The sequence below is a fragment of the Microbacterium sp. P2_F9 genome (genome assembly GCF_056403635.1).
Window position 1 is genome coordinate 1 of record NZ_JBFUFC010000324.1, and the last position, 2506, is coordinate 2506.

3 protein-coding genes and 1 pseudogene are annotated in these 2506 nt (G+C 69.3%); 2 read left to right on the top strand and 2 right to left on the bottom strand.

Annotation, left to right across the window (positions count from 1 at the left end; genetic code table 11):
- Together AC1DVT_RS19485 and AC1DVT_RS19490 are read left to right on the top strand one after the other, a co-directional pair.
- Positions 1 to 219 (top strand): annotated as a pseudogene (locus AC1DVT_RS19485) (sugar ABC transporter ATP-binding protein); the annotation flags it as partial.
- A gap of 76 nt (positions 220 to 295) precedes the next feature.
- On the top strand, positions 296 to 1606 hold the full coding sequence (locus AC1DVT_RS19490) for a DUF4032 domain-containing protein (protein ID WP_457099295.1): 1311 nt from the start codon (positions 296 to 298) through the stop codon (positions 1604 to 1606).
- A 94-nt stretch (positions 1607 to 1700) separates the two neighbouring features.
- On the opposite strand, the gene AC1DVT_RS19495 is transcribed toward AC1DVT_RS19490, so the two are convergent.
- On the bottom strand, positions 1701 to 2342 hold the full coding sequence (locus tag AC1DVT_RS19495) for an NAD(P)-dependent oxidoreductase (RefSeq protein WP_457099294.1): 642 nt from the start codon (positions 2340 to 2342) through the stop codon (positions 1701 to 1703).
- Positions 2339 to 2506: TrmH family RNA methyltransferase (locus tag AC1DVT_RS19500; RefSeq protein ID WP_477390969.1), on the bottom strand; the 168-nt coding region annotated here is incomplete at its 5' end. The genes AC1DVT_RS19500 and AC1DVT_RS19495, both read right to left, overlap by 4 nt.

Consider the following 2506-nt stretch of genomic DNA (forward strand, 5'->3'; position numbering starts at 1 on the left):
GTCGTCGACCTCGTCGAGGAGCTCGGCGCCGACGGCTACCTCTACGGTCACACCGACATCGCCGGCAAGCGCACCGACATCGTCGCGCGCGTCGACGGACGTCGTCACCCGAACGCCGGTGACACGGTCACCCTCGCCGCGACCGCGGGCCACGTGCACGCGTTCGATGTCGAGAGCGGCGAGCGCCTCAACGACGCTCCCGTCATCTCGGGCAGCTAGCATCACGACCGCGGCGCGGAGGGTCATCGACCCCCCGCGCCGCGGTTTTTCTTTTCCGGTCGTCCCAGGGGAAGCCATGCCCGCAGCACTCAGCATCACCGCCAGTTCCGTCGACCCCGGGCTGCTGACGCTCCCCTGGTCGACGACGCTCGCCGAGTGGCCGAGCAGCACGATCGTCTTCCTCCCGAAGGGCATCTCCCGCCACCTGGTCCGCTTCGCGAACCTCTCCGGCCGGGTGGTGGCCATCAAGGAGACCACGGAGGAGATGGCTCGGCGCGAGTACGACATGCTCGGCAACCTGGCGAGACTGGATGCGCCGTGCGTCGAGCGTGTGGCCGTCATCGCCGGGCGGGCGACGCCGGAGGGCGAGTCGCTCCCCGCGGCGCTCGTCACCGCCCATTTGAAGTTCTCCCTCCCCTACCGCGCCTTGTTCACCCAGGTGCTGCGTCCGGACACCGCGACGCGCCTCGTCGACGCCCTCGCCGCCCTGCTCGTCCGGCTGCACAATGTCGGCTTCTTCTGGGGCGACGTCTCGCTCTCAAACACGCTCTTCCGCCGTGATGCGGGAGCCTTCGCCGCGTACCTCGTGGATGCCGAGACCGGCGAGCTCCACGAGAGCGGCCTCACCCCCGGACAGCGCGCCCACGATCTCGAGATCGCGCGCACCAACATCGCCGGCGAGATCATGGACCTCGAGGCGGGCGGTCGGCTCGAAGGCGGCGTAGACGCCCTCGCGATCGCGGACGGCATCATGTCGTCGTACGCGTCGCTGTGGGCCGCACTCACCGATCGGGAGTCCTTCTCGTCCGACGAGTCCTGGCGCATCACCGAACGCGTGCGGCGACTCAATGAGCTCGGCTTCGACATCGGCGAGATGTCCATCGAGGCCACTCCCGACGGCACGCGCGTATCGATCCAGCCGAAGGTGGTCGATGCCGGGCACCACCAGCGACGGCTCCTCCGGCTCACCGGGCTCGACGTCGAGGAGAATCAGGCGCGGCGCCTGCTCAACGACCTCGATGAGTACCGCGCCCGTACCGCGCGGCATCCCGATGACGAGGAGATGTCGGCACACGAGTGGGTCACCCGCGTGTTCGAGCCGGTCGTGAAGGCGATCCCGTTCGATCTGCGCGCGAAGCTCGAGCCCGCCGAGGTCTTCCACCAGGTGCTGGAGCACCGGTGGTACGTGTCACAGGCCAGCGGACGGTCCGCCCCGCTCGCGGAGATCCTGACGAGCTACATCGACGGCGTGCTGCGTCACCGGCGCGACGAGGCGACCGTGATGGGCCCCGTGACCGAGACGATGTCGATCCCGATCCTGACCGCCGACGGCGCAGCCATCGACGACGAGGACTACACCGCCGTGGACTGGCGCGACCTGGTCTGACCGATTCGGGATCTCGATACGCTCGCAAGCTCGCTACTCGATCTTGATCCGAGCCGCGTCAACGCGGGCTTCGCTCGCATTGACCCGGCTCGCATCAATACCCGACGGTGAATCGCTCCCGCGGATGCTGGGGCTGCTCGATCTCGTCGAGCACGGCGATCGCGAAGTCGTCGCCGCCGATGAACGACTCGCCGTCGTCATCCGTCACGATCACATCTCCACCGTCGCGGTATGCCCCCGTGCGCTCCCCCGGGTTCCATCCGCCGAAGCCGCCGGCCGGGTGGATGTAGAACCAGTCCAGCGAAGCAGGGGTCTCGCGCAGGTCATGGAGGATGTCGATGGCTTCGAGAGCCTCCGGCTTGTACTCCTCGGTGAACGAGGGCAGGTCGACGACCCGAGGCCCATCGGGCTCGGAGAGGCTGCCGCCCGCCCCGCCGATGACCCCGATGCGGACGCCGGCGGGCAGGGCTGCGACGAGTTCCGCCACGCCCGGACGCAGCTGGCCCTCCATGTCGCCCCGAGCGGGAACCGCGAGGACGATCACCTCGACGCCCTGCAGCTCGGCGACCAGGTTCGGGGCATCCAGGAGGGTGCCCTCGATGTAGGTCGCACCGTCGATCCGCTCGGCGGGCACCGACCGTGCGACCGAGACGACCGTGTGGCCGCGGCGCACCGCCTCCGCGACGATGTGGCGTCCGGCGTAGCCGGTTCCGCCGATGACGGCGATGCGGGTCATGCTGCGCCTCCCGCGGCGCGGAGGGTGGACACCTGGTACAGGGCGACGGATGCCGCGATCCCCGCGTTGAGGGACTCCGTGGCCCCGTCGATCGGGATGGAGACGATCTGATCGCAGGTCTCGCTGACCAGGCGCGACAGGCCCTTGCCTTCCGAGCCCACCAC

What these genes read in the sequence shown, in the direction of transcription:
- AC1DVT_RS19490 (WP_457099295.1), top strand. Translation starts at nt 296, where the DNA reads ATGCCCGCAGCACTCAGCATCACCGCCAGTTCCGTCGACCCCGGGCTG.
- AC1DVT_RS19495 (WP_457099294.1), bottom strand. Translation starts at nt 2,342, where the DNA reads ATGACCCGCATCGCCGTCATCGGCGGAACCGGCTACGCCGGACGCCAC.